Here is a 24000-nt window from a genome sequence, read left to right as displayed (position 1 = left end):
GTTCCTCAGCGCCGGTCGGCGCCTGAGGGCATGCGATTTGCTCAGTCCGGCCGAAGCCGGTCGAGCGCCTTTTCGAACGCCGCCTCTCCACGGCGCGAAACCTCTAGGATGCGGCCGCCTTCGATGACGGCGATGCGGTCCGCGATAACAGCCTCACGGCGGATATGCGTGGCGATCACTAGCGAGCGGCCTGCCGCCATTGCCGAGAGACGTTGGAGGACATCTCGGGCGGTGGCGCCGTCGAGGCCTTCAGTCGGCTCGTCGAGCAGCCACAGCGGCGTGTCGCGCAGGAAGAGCCGGGCAAGCGCCAAGCGACGCGACTGGCCGCCGGAAAGGCCGAGACCGCCTTCGCCAAGTGACGTATCGATCCCTCGCGGCATGGCCTCAACATCGGCAAGCAGACCGGCCGCGGCGAGCACATCCAGAAGACGGGCCTCGCCTGCTTCCGGGTTCGCAAGGGTGAGATTGCCGCGCAGGCTGTCCTCGAAGAGTTCCGTCCGTTGGGTCAGCAGCGTCGTCGTCATCGCGGCGACGCTTCCCGTCTTCGCCGGCAATTCACCGGAGAGCAGAGCGAGCAGGCTCGACTTGCCGGCGCCGCTGCTGCCGACGACGGCAAGGTGTTCGCCCTGTCGAAGCACAAGTCCTATACCCTCGAGAACCGGTACGGCGGAGTTTTCATGGAAGGCGGACACGTCAGCCAGCGAAAAGGCGTATCCCGGCAGTGGCGGCGCCAATGGTTCGGGAGCCGCCGTGGCGGTCAGCCGCGGCACAATGCGCCTTGCCGCCAGCAACGTCCGCCCAAGTTCCAGAGCACCGCGGCGCAACGCCGTAAAGGGTTCGACTGCCGCGAAGGCGACGAGCAGCCCAAGTGCGGCGACAGGCGCGGTAATCACCTTCGTTTCCGCAAGTGCGGCGACGGCGAGCAGCGATCCCGTCAACAGAAGGGTGGAGACAAGGCCGAAGCCAAATGTCAGGCCGGTCTCGATGCGGTTCAGTCGGTCGTCGGCGCAGGCGGAGTGATGGTCGGCGGCAGCGATTGCCTCTCTCTGCGCGCCAAGCCGGCCGGCCATCAGGATATCGGTCTGACCGGCGACGAGATCGATTGTCCGCGACCGCAGCGCCTCGATGCCATGGGCACGCCGGCGGGCATGTTTGCGCGCCGCGCGGCCGGCGATCAAAGGCAGGCCGAGGCCGGCACCTGCGAGAAAAAGGCCGAAGCACAGGCCGAACAATGGATGCATCAGCCCCAGCACGAGGCTTGCCGCAAGGGTAGCGCCGATCGCCACCGCGGCCGGCACGAGAATGCGGAGATACAGGGAGTCGAGCGCATCGATATCGGCCGTCAGCCGGAAGAGCAGCCTTGCAGGACGATGCAAAAGAGAGCGCGCCGCACCCGGTTCGGCGAAGCCACGAAACAGCCTTTCGCGAAGAGCGGCGAGCACGCCGAGCGTCGCGTCATGGGTCGCAAGCCTTTCACCGTAACGTGCTGCCGTGCGGACAATGGCAAGAAGCCGGATTCCCGCCGACGGCGCAAAGACGTCGAAGGTGATGGCGGCGGCGGAAAGGCCGGCAAGCGACGTGGCGGTGATGAACCAGCCGGATAGGCCGAGCAGGCCGATGCCGGCTGTGACCGTCGTCGCCGAAAGTGCGGCGCCGAGCAGGAGCGCGCGCCGGCGCTCGGCAAAAAACAGACGCAGGACCGGTTTGAGGTCTGCAGCAGATGTGCTCATTCGGCGGCCTCCCTCATCATGATATCGGCGTCGATGCGCATGATGCGATGCATGCGTGCGGCAAGCAGCGGATCATGGGTGGCAACGATCAAAGTGCGACCGTTAGCGAGCGAAAGCAGGCTCTCGGTGATCTCCGCGGCGGTCGCGGCATCGAGATGCGCGGTCGGCTCGTCGGCAAGGATGATCCTCAGATGCGGATTGCAGGCCGCACGCGCGATCGCAAGCCGCAGTGCCTCGCCGCCGGAAAGCCCGATCCCGCCCTCGCCGAGCGGCCGGCTGCCATAGGCTTCGGCCACTTTCCCGAGTCTCGCGGCGTCAAGTGCATCGGCAACATCGCCGCGCAGCACGCCGGGTCTGCCAAGCGCGATATTCCCCGCAATGGTGCCGGCAAAGATATGCGGCTTCTGGCCGATCCACGCCATGCCGCCGCGCAAGAGCGCGGCGGTATCATCCGCAAGCTCGAGGCGGCCGATGACGATGCGGCCGCCGGTGCAGGGCGCCAGCCCCGCCATCAGCGAAAGCAGCGTCGATTTGCCGGAACCGCTGGCCCCGAGAAGCGCCAGATGTTCGCCGGCGGCGATATCGAGGTTGAAATCGCCGAGGATCAACGGTTCGTCGGCGCCATAGCGAAAGGCGAGATTTTCAAGTCGAATGGCCGATGCTTCGGCGACGACAGGTACCGCTGACGCGATTTCGGCTGCTCCTCGAATAGACGGGCCGCCGGCAGTCAGACCGTCCAGCGCCTTCAGCGCTGCTTCGCCGGCCGCCCGATCGTGCCACACTGCCGAGAGTTCACGCAGCGGCTCGAAGAAGGCCGGCGCCAACAGCAGGATGAACAGGCCCTCGGTCAGGTCGAGCCGGCCGACCCAAGTGCCGAAGCGGATTTCGCCGAGCAGGCTGAAGCCGACATAGACGGCAATCATCGCCACGCCGAGCGCGGCGAAAAGTTCGAGCACGGCCGAGGAGAGGAAGGCGATCTTCAGCACCGCCATGGTGCGCACGCGCAGCGATTGCGCCTCCCGGCGCAGCCGCAGCGCCGTTGCCTCAACCGCATCGAGCCCACGGATCGTCGCCAATCCACGCAGCCGATCGAGCAGGAAACCGTTGAGGCCACCGGTCGCAACGAGTTGTCTTTCGCTGGCCGCCTGGGCGCGCCAGCCGATCAATGCCATGAAGATCGGGATCAGCGGCGCGGCAAACAGCAAAACCAGCGCGGCGATCCAGGAGACCGGAAAGAGGACGGCAAGAATTATGAGCGGCACAAGGCTCGCCTTTATACGCGCCGGCTGGAACCGGGCGAGATAGGGCACGATGAGTTCGGCCTGCTCGCCAAGCACGCTTGCGGCTTTGCCGGACGCCGGCCTGCCGCGATCGATCGGCGATGATATCGAGAGTGCCGCAGCGGCGGCCCGCCGCCTGCGGCTGAGCTCAGCGCGCGCGACATGAAAGGCTAGGCGGCCGCCAGCCGCGTCGAGGCAGCTCCTTGCAAATCCGAGCAAGAGGATACCCAAGGCTGGCCAGAGGACGTCCTGCAATGCGCCGCCATCGGCGATGCGCCCGACCGAGACTGCCAGCAGCCCGGCCTGAGGAATCCAGATCGCGGCCGCCAATGCCTGCAGCATCGCTGCTCTGCGCAGCCCGTTTTTCGCGTCATTCGGGCCGGTGATGGACGAGACGGTATCGCCGTTCGGCACCGGTTCGGTCTCTCCCCTGTCCGTCGCGTCGAAGAAAGCGGTGCTCATGGCGCTAACTCTTGTTCGCAGGATTCGGCCGGCGGCTGCGGCCGAGCGAAACGACCCGGTCCTTGGCCTCCAGAAACTTTGTCACTTTCGCGCCCAGCGAGAGTAGCGTTGCGAGCCTTTCGGTTTCAAGTTGTTTTACATCTTCATACCAATGCGTCAGCTGCTCGATCAGCGTGTGCATCTCGCTCATCCGCGACTGCGCATGCCGTTCGGCCTCGCTGGCCGGCCGCTGCATCAGGATCTCCCGCAGAACCGACAGCGTCGGATCGACTTCGCGTTTCTTTCGCTCCTCGGCGAGCGTCCGCAATATGAGCCAGACATCGTCGGGCGTGGTGAAGAAATCGCGGCGATCGTCTGGCTTGTGTTTGAGGATAACGAGGTTCCAGGCCTGCAGTTCGCGGAGGCTCATCGACACGTTGGAGCGCGAAATGCCGAGTGAGTCGGCGATCTCCTCGGCGCAGAGCGATGCGGGGGAAACGAAGAGCAGCGCGTAGATCTGGCCGACTGTGCGGTTGATTCCCCAGCGGGAGCCCATTTCGCCGAAGTGGAGAACGAAGGACTGGACAAGAGGCGGCAGGTTCATCGTTGTTTCCGTTGCGTCTGTGATTTCAGAAATATCTGAAATCACTATACTGACTTTCGCACCTCGCCGACAACCGGCAAGGCGGCCCTGCGTCAATTTGGACGTCCGTTCGTTGATCGTGCGTCAGATATAGCCTGACGCGGCGTGGCTGGATTTGATTTGGGTCAAGTCCGCCGCACTTTGCAGCAATAATGCAGAAACGCCCGGCATTGCGTTGCGCATGCCGGGCGTTCTCATTGGACGGTGACGTGTGGAGGCGGCTGGAGTGCCGTCAGGCTCAGATCAAGCCGGCCAGAATGCCGACGCCGGATATCGCTGCAATACCACCAGCCGCATGCGTGACGAAGACGCCCTGACGTTCGCCGGCGCGGCCGATGACGTAACCAAGGGCGAGGCCGCCGACATGCAGCAATGCGGTCGCCATCATGAAACCGGCGGCATAAGCGGCACCGGCGGCATTCTCCGGCATTTCCGCGCCGTGGGCGTGGCCGTGGAAGATCGCGAAGAGACCGACGACACCCATCGCAACCGCAGTCGGAGCCTTGACGTTGAGGGCAACGATGGCGCCGAGGACGACGACGGAAAGCGCGATGCCGGTCTCAACGAAGGGAACATTGACGCCGGCAACGCCGAGGGCACCGCCGAACGCCATCACCAGAACGAAGGTCGTCGGCACCAGCCAGATGGCGCGACCACCGAGCTGAAATGCGAAAACGCCGACCATCACCATGGCAAGGATATGATCGAGACCGGAAACCGGATGACTGAAGCCATGGATAAAACCGGACGTCTGACCAACACCGGTATGTGCATAGGCGACGGCTGGAAGCGCGGCGGCAGCCAAGGCAAGCAGGCCGCTCTTGAGTGCTGATTTCATGGCTCATTCCCTCGTGAGTTTTCGAATATCCTGCCACGCCAAACACAGGCACGGCTCCATGTCGCGCGCATCACGCTAGTTCAAAGAATTCGTGCCGTCAACGAAAATGCCATGAAATAGCAAGGCAATTCAATTGCTTATCTGATAGGCAAATGCCGTTTTCGATAGCTTCTCCCGTTAACCCAAGATCCACCTGGAAACCGCCCCGCACAGGGGCTATCAATCATCGGCGGAGACGGCGCAAATGGCCCGCAACGGAGGAGACGCCCATGACGAATATCGAACGGCCGCTGGCGATCAGCGCGCCCGAGCCACGCACGCTCGATCTGATCTTCAACGACAAGGCGCGCGCCGAACTGCATGCGAAATACGAAATCGTCGAGGCCGATCCCGAGAATATCGCCGGGCTCGGTGACGAGATCCTCGCCAGGACACGTTATATCATCGGCCAGCCGCCGCTTTCGGCGGAAACGCTGGCCAGAATGCCGGCCCTGCGCTCGATCCTCAACGTCGAAAGCAATCTTCTCAACAACATGCCCTATGAGGTGCTTTTTGAGCGCGGCATTCATGTCGTGACGACAGGCCAGGTTTTTGCCGAGCCGGTCGCCGAAATCGGTCTCGGCTTCGCGCTGGCCTTAGCGCGCGGCATCGTCGATGCGGATGTCGCTTTCCGCCAGGGCTTCGAACTCTGGGGAGGGGAGGGCAATGCGAGCGCCCGGCTGATCGCCGGTTCCGAGATCGGCATCGTCGGCTTCGGCGATCTCGGCAAGGCGCTGCGCCGGCTGCTGTCCGGCTTCAGGACGCGCGTCAGGGTGTTCGATCCCTGGCTGCCCCGCTCGATCCTCGAGGAAAACGGAGTCGAGCCGGCAAGCCTGGACGATGTTCTGACAAAGAGCGATTTCGTCTTCGTCGTCGCCGCCGTCACCAGCGAAAACAAGGGATTTCTCGGCACCGAGGCCTTCGCCAGCATGCGCAGGGGCGCGGCCTTCATCCTGCTCAGCCGCGCCGACGTCGTCGATTTCGAAGCGTTGATGGCGGCCGTCTCGTCAGGCCAAATCGTCGCGGCAAGCGACGTCTATCCGCAAGAGCCGCTGCCGCCCGATCATCCGGTGCGGAGCCTGAAAGGCTTCATCCGCTCGGCGCACCGGGCCGGAGCGCTCGACAGCGCCTTCAAGAAGATGGGCGACATGGTACTCGAAGACATGGACCTGATGGATCGCGGCCTACCGCCGATGCGCTGCAAGCGGGCGGAACGCGAAACGGTTTCGCGCATGCGTTCTAAACCGGTCGCGGTGAATTAAGCCAGGAGAGGCGCCACCTCAGGCGGCGCGCTGCTCACTTCCCTGGATCGCGGCGAGCTTCCAGTCTGCGCCGGGCTTGCGCACGAAGGTCCAGACCTCAGTGCTTTCGCTCGGGCGGCGATCGTCGCCGGAAACGACGCGGCCGCTGTCGCGTTCGACCATGGCATCGATCGAGGAGTAACGCATGGCGAGAGTCGCATATTCCCCGCCATCTTCGCGCCAGGCCTCGGCGATATCACCCTGCAGCAGCTTGACGTCGGAGACCCGGTTACGCACGCCGTTGGTGGCGTTTTCGCCGAGCTCCTCGGCAAGATAGGACATTGCCTCAGGCGTCGTCAGCTTGCGCAACGTACCGTAGTCTTCGGCACCGTAAGCGGTCTGAACGTCGGTCAGCAATTCCTCGAACTGGTCGAGATCGGCCTGCGCGAGCCCGATCTCGTCGCTCGGGCGGTTGCCGCGCGAGGACGAACCTGAACCGGCAGCCGAGCCAATCGTCGGGACCTGGAAGGACGAGTTGCGTGCTGGCGACATGCCATAGGACTGGCTAAAGGAGCCGCTTTGGCCACCGGCACCGTAGGAAGGCTGGCGGCGGTTACCGAAATAACGCATGGCGAGCACGATGGCGCCGCCGATCAGCGCGATCTGCAGAAGCATGCCGAGGAAGCCGAAGCCGCCGCCGAAACCGTGACCGAGCAGCATGCCGAGGAGGCCGCCGGCAATCAGGCCGCCGATCATCGAACGGCCAAAGCCGCCGAAGAGACCGGGGCGTTGGGCGCCGAAGGGCTGCTGCGCGGTCGCAGGTGCCGTCGTCTGCGGACGCGGCGTCATCGATCGTTCGATCGGCGCGACGGGGGCGGGCGCGGTTTGGGTGACAGGTGGAGCCTGGAAGGTGCGGGTACCGCGGCTTCCGAAACCGCCGCTGCCGGCCCGGCGCGCTTCTGCATCGTCAAGGGAAGCAAAAACGGTTGCGCTCGTCAGAGCGGCAATTGCCGCGAACTTGGCAAAACGCGAAATGGCACTCGGCATTCCTGATCTCCTGTCATGCGCAGTCACGGCATGTCAGGATAGAATATAGGTACTCTTTCGCAGGTTTGAAGTTTTTTCACCGCCTTACTGGCAGACATCGACCCAGCTGGCGCCGGTCAGCTCGGCCAGCCGCCCGGTCTCGATGCGCACGGCCGAATTCGTCGAGCCGGCCGCGGGCACCACTTCATCGAAGCGTTTCAGCGAGATATCGCAATAGATGGGCAGCGGCGAGGGCAGGCCGAAGGGGCAGACGCCGCCGACCGGATGGCTGGTGACCGCCACCACCTCTAAGGCGTCGAGCATGCGTCCCTTGGCTCCGAACGTGTCCTTGAATTTGCGATTGTCGAGCCTTGCCGTGCCGCCGGCAACGACCAGCATCATCTGCTCGCCGACGCGCAGGCAGATCGTCTTGGCGATCTGGGCGGGCTCGACGCCATGGGCTTCAGCGGCAAGCGCTACCGTCGAGGAGCTCTCGGCGGTTTCGATGATGTCGATATCGGGTGCATGCGCACGCAGGAAAGCGCGGACGGATTCAATGCTCATGGCCGGATGCTAGCGCATCGGCCCGGAAATCGGAACCGATTTTCGGAAAGCACGATGCGCGGATCGAAAGTGCTGCAGCGTCCCCTGCGCGTCTCGAAGAGCGCGGCGCTGCAGGAGGAAAAGCGCAATTTGCAGCGCAAAAGGCACAGGCCGAAAACCGCCGCTTGCAAGTCGCCCAGACATCGTCATAATAATTTTGCACACGTGCTCAATTTTGTCATTCGGCCGTTACATCGAAGCCTTAGAGCGGACATCGTCACGTTTTCGTGGGGTTTCGGAGCGGCCATCATCAGCAGTGCTGACCCGCCAAGAGGCTTCACACTGCTCTTCTAGGGAGACGAAGAAAATGACCATCTTGCCGACACTGAAATCCCTTGCCGTCGCGGCCGCCATCCTGGCCTCGAGCTCTGCAATTGCGCTCGCCAAGGACGTTCACATTAGCGTCTGGGCTGGCGGCACCGGCCCTAACGACGTCTATCGCCTGGACGCCATCGAGATCGCAGCCCAGCAGCTGCAGCGCGAAGCCGCCCTCAAGGGCGAAGACCTGAAGATCACCGTCGAGAAGAAGCCCTATTCCGCCTGGGAGGACTTCAAGCAGGCGCTGACCCTTGCCGCGGAAGCCAAGACCGCGCCGAACATCGTCGTCAGCGGCCATGAAGACATCGCGCCCTGGTCGCAGGCAGGCCTCATCGTTCCAATCGAGGATTACGTCGATCTCGACTCCTGGCCGCTCAGCGACATCTATGAAAACCTGTTGAAGATCGCCTCTTACAACGGCACCGTCTACGGCATTCCGCAGGATGCCGAGTCCCGTCCGATGTTCTTCTGGAAGCCCTACATGAAGGCGATCGGCTACAGCGACGCCGATCTGGATGCGTTGCCGCAGAGTGTGCAGGACGGCAAGTATACCATGAAGAACCTGCTCGAAGACGCCAAGAAGATGCAGGACAAGGGCCTCGTCCAGCCCGGCTACGGTTTCTATCCCCGCACCAGCAACGGACCTGACTACTGGCAGTTCTACACCAGCTTCGGCGGCACGATGGAAGAAGGCGGCAAGCTCGTTTTCGACAAGGCCGCGATGACCCGCACCTATCAGTTCTTCGCCGATGCTGTGAAATCAGGTGTCACCAAGAAGAACCATATCGGCATGCCGGGCGACCAGTGGTGGAAGGAAGTCGCCACCGGCAAGGCTGGCATCTGGGACGGCGGCACCTGGCACTATGCCCGCCTCGTCAACCAGGAAGGCCTCAAGGACTTCTTCGGCAATGTGATCTTCACGCTGATCCCCGCCGGCGAAGGCGGCAAGGCCAACACGCTGACCCACCCACTGGTCTACCTGCTGACCGCAGGTCACGACCAGGAAGACACCGAGATCGCCGCCCAGCTGGTCAAGATCGCCTCCGAGCCACGCACCAACGCGCTTCATGCGGTCAAATCGGCCCATCTCGGCATCTCAAAGTCGGAATCCACCGTCGACTTCTACTCGGCCGACCGCTGGACCCGCGAAGCCACCGAGCGCCTGCTCCCGCATGCCAATGCGATGCCGAACAATTCCGATTTCGGCAAATACTGGAACATCATGTGGAAGAACCTCGAAGCGTCCTGGACCGGCGCCAAGACCGTCGACGCCGCCGTCGGCGATGCCGAGAGCGAGCTGAAAAGCACGCTCGGCGACAAGATCGTCATTCGCTGAAACAGCCTCCGGGTGACGGCAACCCCGCCGCCCGGTCGGTTCCGCGAGGAGGCCTTCCATGAAATCGTCCAGAACGCTCGGACTGGTGATGATCGCGCCTGCGGCGGTCATGATCATCCTGTTCTTCCTGATGCCGGTGGTTCTGACGGCAGTCTTCTCGATGACCAACATGACGACGGCGACCGGCATTTCCGGCGGCGTCTACCAGATCGCGCCCAACTCCCTGATCGCGCTGAAATCGGCGATGCCCGAGATCGCTGCCGAGATGGCCGAACCGCGCTACACGATCGACGAGGCGGGCCTCGCGGCCGTCGAGGGCCTCGGGATGGCGCCGGGAATTGTCGCGGAACTGCGCGCCAAACATATCGGCGAGGTCTTCCCGGCACGCCGCGATGTCGAGCGCATGATCAAGGATCTCGCCGAGCGACCTTCGACACGTGAGGTCAAGCAGACCTCCGAACAGTTCAACCGTTCCGTCCTCAACACCCGCTTCGACAGCAAGGAGCAGCTCTTTTCAGCGCTGGACAATCTGGGTTTCAAGCTGACGCCGGAGCAGAAGGAAATCGTCGCCAAGACCACCTATACCGGCTGGACTTGGACGACCGAGAATTTCTCACGCATGGCCAGTTCGCCCGACATGGCGCGTGTGCTTTTCAATACCGTGCTCTATGTCGCGCTGGTGCTGACGCTCTTCAATGTCGGTTATGCCCTGCTGCTTGCCATCTGGACACATTATATGCCGCCGACGCCTGCCTCGATCTTTCGCGGCATCTGGCTCCTGCCGCGCATCACGCCCGTCGTCATCTACGTGCTGCTGTGGAAGTGGCTCGCCTGGGACAGCGGCTTCATCTCTATTTTGATGGGCAAGTTCGGCTACCTCCCGAAGAACTACCTGCTCGACACCGCCTATAATGCCTGGTTCTTCGTCGTGCTGATCAACGGCTTCATCGGCGCTTCGATGGGAATGCTGGTGTTTTCCTCGGCAATGAAAGCCATTCCGAAGAGCCAGTTCCACGCGAGCGAGGTCGACGGCGCCTCGCGCTGGCAGCAGATCCGCTACATCATCCTGCCGCAGATGCGCTGGCCGATCCTCTTCGTCACCTGCTACCAGACGCTGTCGCTGCTCGCGTCGTTCAATGAAATCCTGCTTGCCACCAATGGCGGGCCGGGCAACGCCACCGAGGTATGGGCGCTTGCGGCCTATCACACCGCGCTCCGGAATTATGCCGGCAATCTCGAATACGGGCTGGGCGCGGCCATGGCGCTGGTGCTCGTCGTCATCGGCGTGACGCTGTCGCTCCTCTATCTGCGCGTCTTCAACTACGGCACGCTTGTCGCCAAGCCCCTGATCGAGGATTGACCATGGCCGAACGCTCGCAGCCCTCGGCAAACTATCGCAGTTGGCCTGTCATAACGGCGCTGACCATCGTCAGCCTGCCGCTGCTGCTGATGTATGTCTATCTGTTTCTCGACACCGTGACGGTGAAACAGCCGGATGCCTTGCTGCCCTCCGGTTTGACACTTAATCACTGGCGCTTCCTGTGGCAGACGACGGCGGGCAAGGCGAACATCTGGCAGGTGACGCTGAATACGCTGCTGTTTTCAGCCTGCACCACCAGCCTGGTGCTCATCATCTCGTCGATGGCCGGTTATGTGCTGTCACGGCTGAATGTGCCGGCGCGCGGCTTCTTCCTCGCCGGTGTCATGGTGCTGCACGCCTTCCCGTCGGTGACGCTGATCATCGCCATCTTCATCGTGCTGCAGATGATCGGCCTCTACAACTCACTGATCGGCGTCATCCTGGTGAAGGCGGCGATCGACCTGCCACTCGGCATCTGGCTGATGAAGGGCTTTTACGACACCGTGCCGTGGGAAATCGAAATGGCCGGCGTCGTCGACGGCGCTTCGCGTTTTCGGGTCTGGCGCAGCCTCGTCCTGCCGCAGGTCAAACCCGGCATCATGGCGCTCGGCCTGTTCTCTTTCCTCTCCGGCTGGGGCGAGTTCATCCTGCCGCAGGTGCTGGCGCCGGGCAATCAGGTGCAGGTGCTGTCGGTCTATCTCGCGGGCTTCCTCGCCGACGACAACAATTACGATTTCAATATGTTCAAGGCGGTCGGCCTCTTCTATCTCATTCCGGTGCTGATCGCTTACGCACTCTTCAACAAATATCTCATGAACATCTATGGCGGCGGGAGCAAAGGCTGATGCGCATCCTTCTCGACAATTTTTCGAAGAGCTTCGGCTCCACCAAGGTCATCGAGAACATGCAGCTCGAAGTCGGCAACGGCGAGATGCTGGCGCTGCTTGGCCCTTCCGGCTGCGGCAAATCGACGACGCTTTTTTCGGTCTGCGGCATTCACCGGCCGACCAGCGGACGCATTCTCTTCGGCGACCGCGACGTTACGGACCTGCCGAGCCAGGCCCGCAATGTCGGCGTCGTCTTCCAGTCCTATGCACTCTATCCGCACATGACGGTTGCCGAGAACATCGGCTTTCCGCTGAAGGTGAAGGGCGTCAACGCCGCCGAAATCCGCAGGGAGGTCGAGCGCATTTCCGAGCTTGTTCATATCAGCAATCTCATGGAACGCCGTCCAGCGCAGCTTTCCGGCGGCCAGCAGCAGCGCGTGGCACTGGCGCGGGCGCTGATCCGCAAGCCCGACGTGCTGCTGCTCGACGAGCCACTTGCCAATCTCGACGCCAAGCTGCGTCTCGAAATGCGCTCGGAGATCCGCCGGCTGCAGCGCGAGACCGGCATTACCGCCATTCTGGTCACCCACGATCAGGTTGAGGCGATGAGTATGTGCGACCGCATCGCCATCATGCGGGAAGGCGAGATCGTTCAGATCGCCACGCCGGCCGAGATGTACAATGATCCGAAAACCGCCTTCGTCGCCGGCTTCCTCGGCAATCCGCCGATCACCTTCCTGCGCGGCGTCGTGGACAAGGGCGTCTTCGCTATCCCGGAAAGCGAGATCCGGGTGCCATTGCCCGGCTCCGTCGGTGCCGCCGAGGGCACGAAGCTGATGCTCGGCGTCCGGCCGGAGCACTTCACCCCGGCGGGCGACGTCCCCGTCTCCGGCAAGGTCACCTTCGCCGAAACGCAGGGTCGCGAGAACCTCTACGACGTGGCGCTTGCCGGCGGGCCGCTGCTGCGCTCGATCCAGCCGGTGCGCAGCGACATCCATGTCGGCGACGATGTCCGCTGGGCGATCGACAGCCGCGGCGTCTTCGTCTTCGACGAACATGGCAGGAGGCTCTGATGACCCGCGATTTCCAGGCATTTTTCACCCGTCACGGCTGGCCGACGGCCAAGGGCCATCTTCCCTTCTGCATTGGCCATCGCGGCGCCAGCGGCCATGAACGCGAGAACACGATCGCTGCCTTCCGCCGCGCCGCCGAACTCGGCGCTGAGATGTGGGAGCTGGACACGCAGCTGACCCGGGACGGCGTCGTCGTCGTCTCGCATGACGACCATCTGGAGCGTGTCTTCGGCATCGACCGCCGCATTTCCGAAATGACGGCGGCCGAACTCGCAGCCCTCGACGGCGTCGACGTGCCGAGTTTTTCGGAGGTGGCTGCACTCGGCCGCGAGACTGGAACCGGTCTCTATGTCGAGCTTAAGGCGCCCAGGACCGGCATGCTCTGCTGGCGGCATCTTGCCGAGATGAACCAGCGTTTTGCCTGCCTCGGCTCCTTCGATACGGCGCAGGTGCGCGAACTCCGCGACGCGGCCTGCGACTTCCCGCTTTCGGTACTGATCCGCGTCGGCCACGATCCACATGGGCTCGGCGACGAGGCCGGCGCCGATATCCTGCATCTCTGCTGGGAGAGGGCAGGTGAGCGGCCGCAGGATCTGGTGACCGAAGCGCTGATGCACCGCGCTTTCGAGGCGGGCCGCGAGATCGTGCTCTGGCACGAGGAGCGGCGGACCATTCTTAATGACATCATGAAACTTCCGGTTCTCGGCATCTGCACGGATCTGCCCGATCTGATGCGGCCGTCGGCGGTTGAGGAAAAAACAGTTGGCAGACAGGGATAAGGGACCGCGCAAGGTAACCTCCTTCGACGTGGCGCGTGTGGCCGGTGTCTCGCGCGCCGCGGTGTCGCGCGCCTTCACGCCCGATGCCAGCGTCTCGCCAAAGACACGCGAGAAGGTGTTTGAAGCCGCCAAGGAACTCGGCTATCGGGTGAACTATCTTGCTCGGAGCCTGACCAACAAACGCTCCGATCTCGTCGGCCTCGTCGCCGCCGGCCTCGACAATCCGTTCCGCACGCTGCAGATCGAGAACCTGGCAAGGGTGCTGATCGCCCGCAATTTCCGCCCCATCCTGCTGCCGACCTCGCAGGAGGCGGATACGTCGACGGTCATTGGCCAACTGCTGCACTACGCCGTCTCAGGCGTCATCGTCACCTCGGATGCCCCGCCAACCGAAATCTGCGAGCAATGTGCGGCCGAAGGCGTGCCGATCGTGCTCATCAACAAGGGCAACGACATCCCGTTCGTCGACCGCATCATCTCCGACGATCGCATGGCCGGCCATCTCGCCGCCAGCCATCTGATCGGCTGCGGTGTGCAGAGGCCCGCCGTCATGGCGGCTCCTGCCATATCCTATACGGCGCGGCGGCGCAGCGAGGCGTTCCTTGCGCGCTGCAAGCAGCTCGGCACCGAGGCGCAGTTCCTGCAGCTCAGGGTCAACGACTACAAGAGCGGCTATGATGCCGCAGCCGAACTCGCCGCATCCGGCATCGACGGTTTGTTCTGCGCCAATGACTACATGGCCTGCGGCGTGCTCGACCGTGTCATGCAGGGCCGCGGCCGCGATGATGCACCGCCGCTCTCCATCATCGGTCACGACGACATTCCACAGGCAAGCTGGGCCGCCTACGACCTCACGACCATCCGCCAACCCTGCGACATTCAGGCCGCACAGACGGTCGACCTGCTGATCAGCCGGATGGCCGAGCCGGATTTGACGGCGCGTGTCGAATTCACGCCGGTGACACTGATAAAAAGAAGGACCGCCTGATGAATTCCGCATTCGACGCCGCTGCCATCCACGCCCGTGCTGAGGTCGCGATCGCCATCGCCCTCGAGGTCGGACGGGAAGCGGCCCGGTTTCGGCGCGACTCGAACTCCGGCACGCTGGCCGTCGAGAACAAGGGATTGCAGGACTTCGTCACCATCGCCGACAGGAAGGCCGAACAGGCGATCCGCGATGGGCTGCTCTTACGCTTTCCGGGCGATACGTTCATGGGCGAAGAGAGTGGCGGGCGATCGAGCGAGGCCGGCACCTGGGTCGTCGATCCGATCGACGGCACGACCAACTATATCAGGGGCTTCCAGCATTGGGGCGTCTCGATCGCCTTCGTCGTCGCCGGCAAGGTCGAAATCGGCGTGGTCTACGATGCCACCGAGGACAAGGTCTTTCACGCCGTCCGCGGCGGCGGCGCCTTCAAGGACGGAATTCCTGTCCATGCAGCGGCGACCGCCGATCCCGCCAATGCGCTCGTCATTCTCGGCCATTCCCGCAAGACGAGTTTTGACGACCATCTTGCGCTCTCCAAGCGGCTCCACGAACGCGGCATGGACTATCGCCGCACAGGCGCGGCCGCCATCGATCTCGTTCGCGTCGCCGAGGGTGCTGCCGATCTCTATTACGAACGCCATCTCAATGCCTGGGACATGCTCGCCGGCGCGCTGATCGCCGAAGAGGCCGGCGCCACGGTGGCGATGCCGCCGGTCTACAGGCTGCTTGCGGATGGCGGACCGGTCATCGCCCACTCACCGGGGCTGGCCGGCGAATTCGCCTTCATCCTCGACATCGAGGGGCTCACGCCCAACGGTTAATCCGCCATGCGTCGGCGCCAGGCGCGTTCGGTCGCCGGTGCCTCGTCGGTGGTGATCTGGTCCGGCTTCAGGGCCATCAGCGCCTGGAAGTTCCGCCATTCCTCTTCGCTGAAACCGGCCGCCGGATCCTTCAAGGTAAAGGTCCAGGCATCGACCCGTTTGCCTTCGTCCTGGCAGAGCGCGATCATATCGAGACCTCCATTGGCGGCGGCAAGGATCAGCGGCCAGTGGAGATAGACCGTGTCCGGTTCGGTCGGGCCGCGCAGATCGGCGCGCAATGCCGTCTCGACAGCCTTCCAGCCGCTGGCGTTCCCGATATCGTAGAGCTTGTCGGTCGGATCGATGCCGCGCAAGAGATGCGGAAGCTTCTCCTTGACCGCGACGATCAGGTCGAGACTGCCGCCGCTGACGATCACCGAGGCGGCGATATCCCGGAAATGCTCGGCAAGATGCTCGATGCCGCCGGCGCCGATCGCTTCGAAATCGTCCTTCATGTCGAATTGCAGCAGTGCGGCCGGATGCGTCGATTGCATCATGGCGGCGAGATCCTCGCTCAGGATGAGCGGCCGGCCGCCCTCCTGCATCCTGATATCCCGGAGGTCGGCGAGGCTCTTCTCAACGATCGGCCCATATCCTGTCGTTTCGCCTTCGAGATCTTCGTCGTGCAGCACGACGAAACCGCCATCGGCGCGCACCCGCAAATCGAGTTCCATCGAGGCACCTGCTGCAAATCCCTCCGCCATGACCTCGGCGGAAAACAGCGGATCGGCAAAGCGTTTGCGCAGCCGGTGCCATTTCAGACGGGTGCGATGTCCCTCATGTGAAATCTCCAGGCCCTGCGCATCCAGCAATCTCGTCATCTGCACAAATCTCCGCGATGCTACTCTCCTGCCTTGACGCGCCGTGATTATCAAGGGCCGGATACGGCTTTCAGCGGCAGTAGGCCTCGCATATCGCCTCCGCAGCGGCGGCGACATCCGTGGGATAACCGGCCTGCCTGAGGGCGGCGCCATAGGCCACGACGTTCGACAGCACCGCCTGGAATGCGGCGCGCGGACCTGTATGGTTCAGCCGGACGAGGCGGGCCGGCGCGGTTCCCACACCTTCGGTCAGCTCCACTCCCAGCCGCCCCGCGGCGGCGATCAGCGCATCAGGCGCCAGTGCCTTCGGCATCGGCACCGCCGTCACCAGGTTCGAAGCTTTGGCTGCCGGCACCCAGACCCCCACGCCGAGCGCTGCAAGCCCCGCCCGTGTTGCCGATGCTGCCAGTGCATGGCGGGCGACGACATTCTCCAGGCCTTCGGCCTCGATGCGGTCGAGTGCGGTTTCGAGCGCGAAGAATTCCAACGGCGCCGGCGTTCCCGGCAGGCCGCGCCGTCCGCTGTCGACCCAGGTCTTCAGATCGGCCAACGACAGGATCGAATCGCGCGGCGCGCCATCGCTCAGAATGAGGCCCCAGGCGCGCCGGCTGATCGAGAGCGCCGAGACGCCCGCTGGACCGCCAAGCGCCTTCTGCGCACCGATCACCGCGATGTCGATGCCGAGATCGTCGACGTCGAGCCGATGGCCGCCGATCGAGGCGACCGCATCGACGACGGTGACGATGCCGCGGGCACGCGCAAGCGCCAGTATCTCAGGGAGGGGGTTGAGAATGCCGCTTGCCGATTCCGCATGAACCAGGGCGAGCACATCGATAGACGGGCCGGCGTCCAGCGCCTCGGCGATCGCCTCGATCTCCGTCGGCCGCCCTGGTTCGGCGATGATATCCTTGACCGCAGCACCACCTCGCCGCAGCCATTGCCCGAACCAGCCGCCATAGGGGCTGGTGACGATGTTGAGCGCCGTAAGGCCCGGACGGGCAAGGCTGACCGCCGCCGCCTCCAGCGCCACCATCGCCTCTGCCTGCACCAGCAATATGTCGTTGCCGCTGCTCAAGATGCTGCCAATTCTGTCGGCAAGAACGGCATAGCGCTCTGGTGGATAGGAGGGCGCGCCATGCAGGGGATTCCAACCAAGATCGGACATGGATACTTCCTTCAAGATGGATCCGTGACGAGACGGGGGACAGCGGCAACAAGCGCGCGGGCGGCATCGGATTGCGGCGCGGCAACGACCGCCGCTGCCGGGCCGATCTCGACGATCCGCCCGCCTTCCATGACGGCGATGCGGTGGGAGACGGCGCGGACCACGGCAAGATCGTGCGAAATGAACAAACAGGCAATGCCCTGTTCCTTCTGCAGATCGACCAGAAGTTCGAGGATCCTGCCGCGCACGGTGACGTCGAGTGCCGAGACCGCTTCGTCGAGCACAAGCAACGAGGGCCGTGTCGCAATCGCCCGCGCGATCGCCACACGCTGTCGCTGGCCGCCGGAGAGCGCACGAACGGGACGAGTGGCATAATCTGCAGCCAGACCGACACGCTCGAGAAGCATGGCGATCTCGCCGGGGCGCTGGTCTTTCGGGACGACGCCATGGATGCGCAACGGATCATCGAGGACAGTGCCGACAGTCGCCAGCGGATTGAAGGCCGCCAGCGGATCCTGGAACACTATCTGCATGCGCGCCCGCTTGCGGCGCAAAGTCGCGCCATTCAGCGTTAGCCAATCCTCTCCCTCGAAGCGGATCGAGCCGGCATCGGCCGCAAGAAGCCGCAGCAGGATGCGCGACAGCGTCGATTTCCCGCTGCCGGAAGCGCCGACGAGCCCGAGTGTTTCGCCGGCCGCAATCGTCAGCGACACGTTGTCGAGGGCGGCAACCCGACGCCCTGCGGAAGAAAACCCTTTCGCCAGGTTTTCGACGGACAGCAGGGTATCATTCATGACGGCACCTCCGCGATCAGCGGCGGTGTCGCGAGGTCGCGGTGGCTGGCGATGAGCGCGGCGGTATAAACGCTTTTCGGCGCCGAAAGCACTGAACCGACCGGTCCCGCCTCGACCAGCCTCGCGTCGCAGAAAACCGCGATGCGATCGACGAAGCCGGAGGCAAGGGCGATGTCGTGCGTGATGAAAAGCAGCGTCATGCCGTCCTCGCGAACCAGCCCGTCGAGCAGGCGGACGATCTCGGCCTGGACGACGACATCGAGCGCGCTGGTCGCTTCGTCGGCGATCAGCAGCGCTGGTTTCGCGGCAATGGCTGCGGCGATCGCCACGCGCTGGCGCTGACCGCCGGAAAGCTGATGCGGAAAAGCCCGCATCACCTTGTCAGGCTGCGGTATCCGCACCCGCCCAAGCAGCTCTTCGGCCCTGATATAGGCCTGTTTCCAGCTGACGCCGAGATGGCGCCTCGCGCCTTCGGCGACCTGTTCGCCGACCGTCAGCACGGGATTGAGGCTCGCGCCCGGATCCTGGAAGACGAAGCCGAAATCGCGACCAGGGCGGGGCGGATGGCCAAGCCCAGGCCAAAACACCTCGCCGCCAACTCTCGTTCCCTCCGGCAGCAGGCCGGCGAGCGCGCGGGCGACGGTGCTCTTGCCGGAGCCGCTTTCGCCGATGATCGCAAGCCTTTCGCCTGTAGCGATATCGAGATCGATATGGTCGAGCGCGGCAGCACTGTTCCTGCCGCGCCCGTAGGTGACCGAAAGCTGCCGCAGGCTGCAGAAAACGCCGTTCATGCCGCCCTCACGCCGTCATCGCCAAGCGCCTTGCTAATACCTTCGCTGAAGAGATGGACGCCGAGCACGGTGACGGCGAGTGCCGCCCCCGGTAGGACCGAGAGATAGGAGGCCGAACGCAGCACACTGCGGCCCTCGGCGATCATCGAGCCCCAGGTGGCGATATTGGGATTGCCAAGACCAAGAAAGGAAAGTGCTGCCTCGGTGAGAATTGCGCCGGCGACAATGGTGGCCGACAGCGCCAGCACCGGCGGCAAAGCGTTCGGCAGGATCTCCCGGAAGGCGATCTCGGCCGGATGCATGCCGATCACCCTTGCAGAGGCGACGTAATCCTGCTCGCGGATCGCCAGCACCTGCGCTCTCGTCAGCCGCGCCGGATCGGCCCATGTGCCAAGCGCGATGGCAAGGACGACGACAGGCATCGAGACCCCGATGGTACTGACGAAGGCAAGGGCGAGCAGAAAGCCCGGCACGATCTGGAAAGCGTCGACCACGCGCATCAGCGCCTCGTCGACGATCCCGCCGGCAAAACCGGCCGCCATGCCGACGCAGAGGCCAAGCAGCATGGCCGAAAACGCTGCCGCAAGGCCGACGGCAAGCGAGGTTCGCGCACCATAGAGTAAGCCCGCCACCACGTCGCGGCCAAGCCGGTCGGTGCCAAGCGGAAAACCTGGATCGGTGAATGGCTGAAGCAGCGCCCGGCCGGCAATTCTCAGCGGATCGCCCGGCGAAATGATCGGAGCAAGCAGCCCAACCGCAAGCAGGACGAGAAGGATCACAAGCCCGACCGCGCCTTCCGGCGTGCTGAGGAGGCGGCGGAGACGGCTCATGCATTGCCCTCCGAAGCGCCGATGCGCGGATCGAGCGCGGCATAGACGAGATCGACGAGAAAGTTGACCGAAATAACGAGGACGGCACTGGTAACGATAATACCCATCAACAGCGGCGCGTCGCGGCCGTTGACCGCCTCCTGCGCCAGCCGCCCGAACCCGGGAATAGCAAAGACGCTCTCGATCACCACGCTGCCGCCGAGCATGGCCGCCGATTGTAGCCCGAGCATGGTGACGAGCGGCAGCAGCGCATTGCGCGCCACGTGGCGTAGCACGATGCGACTGCGCGACAGACCTTTGGCGCGGGCAAAGAGCACGAAATCCAGCTTCCAGGCCTCCGCCATGCCGGCGCGCATCACCCGCAGGAACAGGGCGAGATAGATCAAGGCGAGCGCGCCGACCGGCAGGACCAGATGATCGGCAATGTCGAGCGCGCGCGACAATCCTGTCTTGCCGGAAGCGATCGTCTCGATGCCGGCGATCGGAAACCAGCGCAGCGTCACCGAAAAGGCGATGCTCAGAACCAGGCCGAGCCAGAAGCTCGGAATGGCGTAGACAATCAGCGAACCGATCGACAGCAATCGGTCGCGAAGGGTGCCCGGCCGGGCGCCGGCAAGGATACCGAGCGCCGAGCCCAAGCCGAAAGACAGCGCGGTGGCGCTGCCCATCAACAGCAGCGTGTTGGGCAGGCGTTCGGCAATTAGTGCGCCGACCGGCCGCCCGAAGGCCACCGACCAGCCGAGATCGAGCCGGGCAAGCGAGGAAAGATAGAGCCACAGGCGCGCGAGCACGGACCGGTCGAGGCCATAGCTTTCGCGCAGCGACTGCCTGAGTGCCGCATCGCCGCCCCCGATCGAGCCAAGATAGGCATCGACGGCATCGCCCGAAGCGGATTCGAGCAGCAAAAAGGTGAAGATCACCACGATCAGCAGCACCGGAATACTGCTGATCGCCCTGCGCCTCAGGAGGATGATTGCACGTTTCACGCCGGACTGGGCCCCCGGAAGAGAATTGCCGCCAATCTTATCATGATTGCAGCGCGGTATCGCCCCAGTTCGAAACGGCCCAGCGCGGATTGTCCGAGACGTTGAGCACGGTATCGCGCGCAACGGTTATGAAGCCCCATTCCGCGACGTTGATCAGCGGCAGATCGGCGACGACGAGCTGCTGGAACTTGCGGTAGAGATCGGTGCGCGCCGTCGTGTCGACGGTTTCGGAGGCCTGATGGATGATCTTGTCGAGCTCCGGATTGACGTAGCCGCCCTGGTTGGAAAAGGGCACACCATCAGGTGTGCCGGACTGGACGAGAATGGTGGTGGAGATCGCCGGATCGCCGCGGAACACCGGCGGACCGACGGCAAGATCGAAATCGTGGTCGGTATAAACAGCTTTCTGGTGGGCGGCCGCATCGGCATTGACGATCTCGGCATCGATGCCGATCACGGCGAGCGCTTGGCGAAGGTAATCGCCGAACTGGCGGGTCTCGTTGAAATAGGGCGCCGGGCGAAGCTTCAGCTTGAAGCGGTTACCGTCCGCCCCTTTGGCGTAACCCGCCTTGTCAAGAATATCGTTGGCGGCGGCGGGGTCGAATGCATAGGCCGCGACATCTGATGTGTAGAACTCCGGCGCATTCCTCGGCACCGGGCCTGTGGAGGCAGCGGCGTAACCGAGGAAGATCGTGTCGACCACAAATTTCTTGTCGATCGCCTGGGCGATCGCCTGGCGGACCCGGAGGTCGGCCAACTCCTTGCGGCGGTGATTGATCTCGACGACCAGCTGATAGGTCAAAGCCTCATAGCCCTTCGAAATCACCTTGATACCGTCGACCTTGGAGATGCGGCCGAGATCGGCAAGCGGCACTGCCGAAAAGGCGGCAAGCTGGATTTCGTCGGCTTCGAGCGCCGCCCCCGCCGACGCGCGATCCGGCAGCACGCGGAAGACGATCTCATCGAGTTTCGGCTGGTCCTTGCCCCAGTAATTCTCATTGCGCGTCAGCCGGTAATATTCGCCGGGCTTGTATTCGGCGAACTTGAACGGACCAGTGCCGACGAGCGCGTTGTTGGCCGGATTGGTGGCGATATCGCTGCCGTCGAAGATGTGCTTGGCAACGACGCTGGTGACGACGGGCAGGGCATTGCGGATCAGCTGGAACGGCGTCGGCTTGGAGAAGCGGAAGACGGCGGTGTAATCATCAGGGGTATCGACGGCTTCGAGATCGGCGAAGACCAGGCGGCCGAGATTCTGCAGCGGCTTCCAGATATTGAGCGCGGAAAAGGCGACATCGAGCGAGGTGAACGGCTTGCCGTCGTGCCAGGTGACGCCGTCGCGCAGCTTGAAGGTGACGGAGAGGCCGTCGGCCGAGCCCTCCCAGGACGTGGCGAGGCGCGGCGAAAGCCCGTCCTTGCCGTCGAACGAGGCTTCGGCCAGTGGTTCGATCACCTTGCTTGCGACGAAAAAGACGCCGTTCGAGGCAACGATGGCAGGATTGAGGTTCTTCGGCTCGGAATCCGCAGCAACGATCAGCCGGCCACCGGCGGGCGCCGTCTGCGCCAGCGCGTGGCGGCTAAGCGCCGTCGAAGCGAGGAGCAGGGCGGCGCCCTTCATCAGCGTGCGCCGCGAGATAGATGGTACGGTCATGACCCCTCCTGATCGATAAAATTTCAAGTGCCCATATTCAGGGCGAAATGCCAACTATCATAGATAATTAAATTCGAATGGTCGGGCCGGGCGAGACATTTTTTGTCACCCAGCCATTATTTGCTTGGAGCAGGATATTCCTCGAAAACCGCTCACACTTTTCGGCATCATGCTCTAGCCGCTGGCGGCGAGGCGTGTTGGCTCGCTAAAGAGATCGCGGTAGGCGGCACCCGGATGCGGCGCGACAAGTCGCGGTCCTGCTCCCCCAAGCTTTTCCCGCAGCGTGCCCTTGGCATATTCGGTCTTGTAGACGCCGCGCTTCTGCAATTCCGGCACCAGCAAATCCACAGCATCCTCGAAACTCTCGGGCGTCACGGCATAGGCGAGGTTGAAACCGTCGACATCGGTGTCCTCGATCCATTCCTGCATCAGATCGGCAACCGTCTGCGGCGAGCCGACGAAAACAGGACCAAAACCGCCGACGCCGACCCAGTCGGCCATTTCGCGCACCGTCCATTCCTTGGTGGGATCGATGGTGGTGAAGGTCTCGACGGCCGATTGCACCGCATTGGTATGACGGTGGCGCAGCACTTCGTCCGGCCCGAATTGGCCGAAATCGATGCCGGTCCAGCCGGAGATCAGCGTCAGCGCGCCTTCGAAGGAGGCATATTTGCGGTATTCGTTGAATTTGCGCTGCGCCTCGGCATCGGTCTCGCCGAGGACTACTGTCTGGAGGTTGAAGGCGAGAATGTCGCGCGGGTTGCGGCCGATACGCTCGGCCGCCTCGCGGACATTGGCGACATAGCGTTTCAGCACCGCCTTCGATGGCGACGCCACGAAGATGCATTCGGCATGGGCGCCGGCGAAATCCTTGCCGCGGCTGGAGGCGCCGGCCTGGTAGAGCACCGGCGTGCGCTGCGGCGAGGGTTCGCTCAAATGAATGCCGGGCACGTTGAAATGCCGGCCGGAATGGCGGATCGGGTGGACTTTTTCTGGATGGGTGAAGATGCCGGTTTCGCGGTCTCGGACCACGGCGCCGTCCTCCCAGCTTCCCTCCCAGAGCTTGTAGCAGACTTCGAGATATTCTTCGGCGAGGTCGTAGCGATCGTCGTGTCCCGTCTGCGCCGGCTGACCGATGTTGAGCGCGCCGCTGTTGAGATAGGAGGTGACGATATTCCAACCGACGCGGCCTTTCGTCAGATGATCGAGCGTCGAGATGCGGCGGGCGAAGGTGTAGGGATGCTCGAAAGAGAGCGAGGCCGTCAGGCCGAAGCCGAGGTGCTCGGTGGCGTAGGCCATGGTCGGGATGAGCTGCAGCGGATCGTTGACCGGCACCTGCGCCGAATGTCGAAGGGCGGCATCGACATTGCCGTTCAGCACATCGTAGACGCCGAGCACGTCGGCGATGAACAGGCCGTCGAACCCGCCGCGCTCCAGCGTCTTTGCCAGATGCACCCAGTAGTCGAGATCCTTATAGGTCCACGACTTGTCGCGTGGATGGCGCCAGAGCCCCGGCGACTGGTGTCCGACGCAATTCATGTCGAAGGCGTTCAGCCTGATTTGGCGGGTCATGTCTTTCT

22 protein-coding genes are annotated in these 24000 nt (G+C 63.5%); 8 read left to right on the top strand and 14 right to left on the bottom strand.

Annotated features, from left to right (window positions below):
* Nucleotides 1-41 precede the first annotated feature (41 nt).
* From HJB84_RS14125 to HJB84_RS14110, 4 genes are all read right to left on the bottom strand, one after another.
* Nucleotides 42-1730, bottom strand: coding sequence for an amino acid ABC transporter ATP-binding/permease protein (locus HJB84_RS14125; protein WP_221116210.1), 1689 nt, complete (start codon nucleotides 1728-1730; stop codon nucleotides 42-44).
* Nucleotides 1727-3472: a thiol reductant ABC exporter subunit CydD gene (gene cydD, locus HJB84_RS14120; protein ID WP_221116209.1), complete on the bottom strand. Its 1746-nt coding sequence runs from the start codon at nucleotides 3470-3472 to the stop codon at nucleotides 1727-1729. The genes HJB84_RS14125 and cydD overlap by 4 nt, the downstream gene beginning before the upstream one ends.
* Before the next feature lie 4 nt (nucleotides 3473-3476).
* A complete protein-coding gene (locus tag HJB84_RS14115) occupies nucleotides 3477-4055 on the bottom strand; it encodes a GbsR/MarR family transcriptional regulator (RefSeq protein ID WP_207585878.1) in 579 nt (192 codons plus the stop codon).
* Nucleotides 4056-4332: 277 nt separating this feature from the next.
* On the bottom strand, nucleotides 4333-4932 hold the full coding sequence (locus HJB84_RS14110) for a HupE/UreJ family protein (RefSeq protein WP_221116208.1): 600 nt from the start codon (nucleotides 4930-4932) through the stop codon (nucleotides 4333-4335).
* A 269-nt stretch (nucleotides 4933-5201) separates the two neighbouring features.
* On the opposite strand from HJB84_RS14110, the gene HJB84_RS14105 reads away from it, so the two are divergent.
* Nucleotides 5202-6233 carry a hydroxyacid dehydrogenase gene (locus HJB84_RS14105; protein ID WP_221116207.1) on the top strand — a complete coding sequence of 344 codons (1032 nt, stop codon included), beginning with the start codon at nucleotides 5202-5204 and terminating at the stop codon, nucleotides 6231-6233.
* A gap of 18 nt (nucleotides 6234-6251) precedes the next feature.
* On the opposite strand, the gene HJB84_RS14100 is transcribed toward HJB84_RS14105, so the two are convergent.
* Complete coding sequence (locus HJB84_RS14100) at nucleotides 6252-7259, bottom strand: Tim44 domain-containing protein (RefSeq protein WP_221116206.1); 1008 nt, start codon at nucleotides 7257-7259, stop codon at nucleotides 6252-6254.
* Between the two features lie 84 nt (nucleotides 7260-7343).
* On the bottom strand, nucleotides 7344-7802 hold the full coding sequence (locus HJB84_RS14095) for a YbaK/EbsC family protein (RefSeq protein WP_221116205.1): 459 nt from the start codon (nucleotides 7800-7802) through the stop codon (nucleotides 7344-7346).
* A 346-nt stretch (nucleotides 7803-8148) separates the two neighbouring features.
* Between HJB84_RS14095 and HJB84_RS14090 the strand changes: the two genes are divergently transcribed.
* The 7 genes from HJB84_RS14090 to HJB84_RS14060 are packed head-to-tail and all read left to right on the top strand — an operon-like array spanning nucleotide 8149 to nucleotide 15343.
* On the top strand, nucleotides 8149-9495 hold the full coding sequence (locus HJB84_RS14090) for an extracellular solute-binding protein (protein ID WP_221116204.1): 1347 nt from the start codon (nucleotides 8149-8151) through the stop codon (nucleotides 9493-9495).
* Nucleotides 9496-9553: 58 nt separating this feature from the next.
* On the top strand, nucleotides 9554-10855 hold the full coding sequence (locus tag HJB84_RS14085; protein ID WP_221116203.1) for a carbohydrate ABC transporter permease: 1302 nt from the start codon (nucleotides 9554-9556) through the stop codon (nucleotides 10853-10855).
* 2 nt (nucleotides 10856-10857) lie between these two features.
* Nucleotides 10858-11700: a carbohydrate ABC transporter permease gene (locus HJB84_RS14080; protein ID WP_221116202.1), complete on the top strand. Its 843-nt coding sequence runs from the start codon at nucleotides 10858-10860 to the stop codon at nucleotides 11698-11700.
* The gene (locus HJB84_RS14075) at nucleotides 11700-12755 is read left to right on the top strand and encodes an ABC transporter ATP-binding protein (protein ID WP_221116201.1); all 1056 of its coding nucleotides are present in this window, start codon (nucleotides 11700-11702) and stop codon (nucleotides 12753-12755) included. Before HJB84_RS14080 ends, HJB84_RS14075 begins: the two co-directional genes overlap by 1 nt.
* Nucleotides 12755-13534 carry a glycerophosphodiester phosphodiesterase gene (locus tag HJB84_RS14070; protein ID WP_221116200.1) on the top strand — a complete coding sequence of 260 codons (780 nt, stop codon included), beginning with the start codon at nucleotides 12755-12757 and terminating at the stop codon, nucleotides 13532-13534. Before HJB84_RS14075 ends, HJB84_RS14070 begins: the two co-directional genes overlap by 1 nt.
* Complete coding sequence (locus tag HJB84_RS14065) at nucleotides 13518-14522, top strand: LacI family DNA-binding transcriptional regulator (protein WP_221116199.1); 1005 nt, start codon at nucleotides 13518-13520, stop codon at nucleotides 14520-14522. The genes HJB84_RS14070 and HJB84_RS14065 overlap by 17 nt, the downstream gene beginning before the upstream one ends.
* On the top strand, nucleotides 14522-15343 hold the full coding sequence (locus HJB84_RS14060) for an inositol monophosphatase family protein (protein ID WP_221116198.1): 822 nt from the start codon (nucleotides 14522-14524) through the stop codon (nucleotides 15341-15343). The genes HJB84_RS14065 and HJB84_RS14060 overlap by 1 nt, the downstream gene beginning before the upstream one ends.
* On the opposite strand, the gene HJB84_RS14055 is transcribed toward HJB84_RS14060, so the two are convergent.
* The 8 genes from HJB84_RS14055 to HJB84_RS14020 all read right to left on the bottom strand — a co-directional run bounded on the left by HJB84_RS14055 (nucleotide 15340) and on the right by HJB84_RS14020 (nucleotide 23992).
* On the bottom strand, nucleotides 15340-16203 hold the full coding sequence (locus tag HJB84_RS14055) for a glycerophosphodiester phosphodiesterase family protein (protein WP_207585890.1): 864 nt from the start codon (nucleotides 16201-16203) through the stop codon (nucleotides 15340-15342). The two genes, HJB84_RS14060 and HJB84_RS14055, sit on opposite strands and share 4 nt — an antisense overlap.
* Before the next feature lie 70 nt (nucleotides 16204-16273).
* Nucleotides 16274-17368 (bottom strand): alanine--glyoxylate aminotransferase family protein, encoded by a 1095-nt coding sequence (locus HJB84_RS14050; protein WP_221116197.1) that lies wholly within the window; start codon nucleotides 17366-17368, stop codon nucleotides 16274-16276.
* A gap of 11 nt (nucleotides 17369-17379) precedes the next feature.
* Nucleotides 17380-18162, bottom strand: coding sequence for an ABC transporter ATP-binding protein (locus HJB84_RS14045; RefSeq protein ID WP_207585892.1), 783 nt, complete (start codon nucleotides 18160-18162; stop codon nucleotides 17380-17382).
* A complete protein-coding gene (locus tag HJB84_RS14040) occupies nucleotides 18159-18953 on the bottom strand; it encodes an ABC transporter ATP-binding protein (RefSeq protein WP_221116196.1) in 795 nt (264 codons plus the stop codon). Before HJB84_RS14040 ends, HJB84_RS14045 begins: the two co-directional genes overlap by 4 nt.
* The gene (locus tag HJB84_RS14035; protein WP_207585894.1) at nucleotides 18950-19783 is read right to left on the bottom strand and encodes an ABC transporter permease; all 834 of its coding nucleotides are present in this window, start codon (nucleotides 19781-19783) and stop codon (nucleotides 18950-18952) included. The genes HJB84_RS14040 and HJB84_RS14035 overlap by 4 nt, the downstream gene beginning before the upstream one ends.
* On the bottom strand, nucleotides 19780-20769 hold the full coding sequence (locus HJB84_RS14030; protein ID WP_207585895.1) for an ABC transporter permease: 990 nt from the start codon (nucleotides 20767-20769) through the stop codon (nucleotides 19780-19782). Before HJB84_RS14030 ends, HJB84_RS14035 begins: the two co-directional genes overlap by 4 nt.
* Nucleotides 20770-20809: 40 nt before the next feature.
* Nucleotides 20810-22420, bottom strand: a complete 1611-nt coding sequence (locus HJB84_RS14025) for an ABC transporter substrate-binding protein (RefSeq protein ID WP_207585896.1) — start codon at nucleotides 22418-22420, stop codon at nucleotides 20810-20812.
* A gap of 174 nt (nucleotides 22421-22594) precedes the next feature.
* A complete protein-coding gene (locus HJB84_RS14020; RefSeq protein WP_207585897.1) occupies nucleotides 22595-23992 on the bottom strand; it encodes an LLM class flavin-dependent oxidoreductase in 1398 nt (465 codons plus the stop codon).
* Nucleotides 23993-24000 lie beyond the last annotated feature (8 nt).

The sequence above is a fragment of the Rhizobium sp. NZLR1b genome (genome assembly GCF_019685155.1).
In the GTDB taxonomy this organism is placed as follows: Bacteria; Pseudomonadota; Alphaproteobacteria; order Rhizobiales; family Rhizobiaceae; genus Rhizobium.
The sequence above is the reverse complement of the archived record's forward strand: the minus strand, read 5'-3'. Positions and strand labels throughout refer to the sequence as shown.

Excerpts from the sequence above, each read along its gene's own strand:
- HJB84_RS14125 (WP_221116210.1), bottom strand. The coding sequence starts at position 1,730 with ATGAGCACATCTGCTGCAGACCTCAAACCGGTCCTGCGTCTGTTTTTT.
- cydD (WP_221116209.1), bottom strand. The coding sequence starts at position 3,472 with ATGAGCACCGCTTTCTTCGACGCGACGGACAGGGGAGAGACCGAACCG.
- HJB84_RS14115 (WP_207585878.1), bottom strand. The coding sequence starts at position 4,055 with ATGAACCTGCCGCCTCTTGTCCAGTCCTTCGTTCTCCACTTCGGCGAA.
- HJB84_RS14110 (WP_221116208.1), bottom strand. The coding sequence starts at position 4,932 with ATGAAATCAGCACTCAAGAGCGGCCTGCTTGCCTTGGCTGCCGCCGCG.
- HJB84_RS14105 (WP_221116207.1), top strand. The coding sequence starts at position 5,202 with ATGACGAATATCGAACGGCCGCTGGCGATCAGCGCGCCCGAGCCACGC.
- HJB84_RS14100 (WP_221116206.1), bottom strand. The coding sequence starts at position 7,259 with ATGCCGAGTGCCATTTCGCGTTTTGCCAAGTTCGCGGCAATTGCCGCT.
- HJB84_RS14095 (WP_221116205.1), bottom strand. The coding sequence starts at position 7,802 with ATGAGCATTGAATCCGTCCGCGCTTTCCTGCGTGCGCATGCACCCGAT.
- HJB84_RS14090 (WP_221116204.1), top strand. The coding sequence starts at position 8,149 with ATGACCATCTTGCCGACACTGAAATCCCTTGCCGTCGCGGCCGCCATC.
- HJB84_RS14085 (WP_221116203.1), top strand. The coding sequence starts at position 9,554 with ATGAAATCGTCCAGAACGCTCGGACTGGTGATGATCGCGCCTGCGGCG.
- HJB84_RS14080 (WP_221116202.1), top strand. The coding sequence starts at position 10,858 with ATGGCCGAACGCTCGCAGCCCTCGGCAAACTATCGCAGTTGGCCTGTC.
- HJB84_RS14075 (WP_221116201.1), top strand. The coding sequence starts at position 11,700 with ATGCGCATCCTTCTCGACAATTTTTCGAAGAGCTTCGGCTCCACCAAG.
- HJB84_RS14070 (WP_221116200.1), top strand. The coding sequence starts at position 12,755 with ATGACCCGCGATTTCCAGGCATTTTTCACCCGTCACGGCTGGCCGACG.
- HJB84_RS14060 (WP_221116198.1), top strand. The coding sequence starts at position 14,522 with ATGAATTCCGCATTCGACGCCGCTGCCATCCACGCCCGTGCTGAGGTC.
- HJB84_RS14055 (WP_207585890.1), bottom strand. The coding sequence starts at position 16,203 with ATGACGAGATTGCTGGATGCGCAGGGCCTGGAGATTTCACATGAGGGA.
- HJB84_RS14050 (WP_221116197.1), bottom strand. The coding sequence starts at position 17,368 with ATGTCCGATCTTGGTTGGAATCCCCTGCATGGCGCGCCCTCCTATCCA.
- HJB84_RS14045 (WP_207585892.1), bottom strand. The coding sequence starts at position 18,162 with ATGAATGATACCCTGCTGTCCGTCGAAAACCTGGCGAAAGGGTTTTCT.
- HJB84_RS14040 (WP_221116196.1), bottom strand. The coding sequence starts at position 18,953 with ATGAACGGCGTTTTCTGCAGCCTGCGGCAGCTTTCGGTCACCTACGGG.
- HJB84_RS14035 (WP_207585894.1), bottom strand. The coding sequence starts at position 19,783 with ATGAGCCGTCTCCGCCGCCTCCTCAGCACGCCGGAAGGCGCGGTCGGG.
- HJB84_RS14025 (WP_207585896.1), bottom strand. The coding sequence starts at position 22,420 with ATGACCGTACCATCTATCTCGCGGCGCACGCTGATGAAGGGCGCCGCC.
- HJB84_RS14020 (WP_207585897.1), bottom strand. The coding sequence starts at position 23,992 with ATGACCCGCCAAATCAGGCTGAACGCCTTCGACATGAATTGCGTCGGA.